The sequence below is a fragment of the Vibrio sp. 1727 genome (assembly GCF_033344415.1).
GTDB lineage: Bacteria > Pseudomonadota > Gammaproteobacteria > Enterobacterales > Vibrionaceae > Vibrio > Vibrio alginolyticus.
The window spans coordinates 1-1,054 of sequence record NZ_JAWPOT010000089.1 but is presented as its reverse complement, the minus strand read 5'-3'; the positions used below and the strand labels follow the sequence as shown (position 1 = coordinate 1,054).

Below are 1,054 nucleotides of genomic sequence, written 5' to 3'. Positions count from 1 at the left end.
GGCTTTGTTGCTTAATTCGGTGAGAAGACATGGTAGCCCCATGTTGATCAGTTCTTAAACAACATACCGAGTTTCAGGCATACCAAGCCCTGTAAGCTTGTTCAGCGCTTTGATCATAGCGTAAGTCTCGCCAACCTGAGCATTATAATTTCTTAGACTTAATTTCCCACCTAGCAACTGTTTTACTCGGTACATTGCGGTCTCTGACAGAGAGCGCTTATGATAGCCATACCGCTTTTTCCACTTCTTGTTGGAGCCGTAGAGCTTCTGGCAACCTACCGCTAAGTTACGAGGATGCCCTTGCTCCCAGAAGGCTGCTCCTTCTCTTGGCGGGATGAGCGGAACCGCTCGCTTGATCCGTATGGCATCATGGCAATTCCTTGTGTCATAAGCGCCATCGCCTGATATCTCAATGATTTTACGACGTGTCTGCTTGAGTAAGTTGGGGAGCACTTCGGCATCAGTGACGTTAGATAAGCTCAGCTCTGCTGCGACTATTTCGTGGGTGCTTGTATCTACCGCGATATGCAGCTTACGCCAGACTCTTCGCTTCCCATCAGTTCCATGCTTCTTGACCTTCCATTCACCTTCGCCATAAACCTTGAGGCCAGTGGCATCAATTGCCAGATGTTGTATCGCACCTCTGGTTTTGGTTTTAAATGAAACCTCAACTTCCTTAGCTCGGCGGCTTATACAGGTGTAGTGTGGGCAAACAAGCGGGATGTTAGCCAGCTTAAATACGGAGTCTAAAAAACCTTGCAGCGCTCTCAATGGCATAGAGAAAACGCGTTTCACCATCAGAGCGGTAGTAATGGCTAAGTCGCTGAATCGGCGAGGTCTACCACGCTTGCCTTGTTTGTTTTGCTTCCACTCGGCTATCGCTTCCTCATCAATCCAAAAGGTCAGAGAACCACGGTTGATTAAGGCTTTGTTGTACTGCTTCCAGTTAGTTGTTTTGTAACGAGGTTTAGGCATGAGGCTACGATGCTTGATGGGTGTAGCCGATCAGATCGTATCTTTTTGATTTAGTTCCATCGATTTAAGCAACAAAGCC

General features: G+C 47.4%; 1 protein-coding gene. It reads right to left on the bottom strand.

Going from position 1 to position 1,054, the window contains the following annotated elements; genetic code table 11:
• Positions 1-54: 54 nt before the first annotated feature.
• Positions 55-975 (bottom strand): IS5 family transposase, encoded by a 921-nt coding sequence (locus R8O10_RS23995; RefSeq protein ID WP_318191797.1) that lies wholly within the window; start codon positions 973-975, stop codon positions 55-57.
• Positions 976-1,054 lie beyond the last annotated feature (79 nt).

Bases quoted from the DNA above. Each gene is read 5' to 3' on its own strand.
- R8O10_RS23995 (WP_318191797.1), bottom strand. From the start codon at position 975: ATGCCTAAACCTCGTTACAAAACAACTAACTGGAAGCAGTACAACAAA.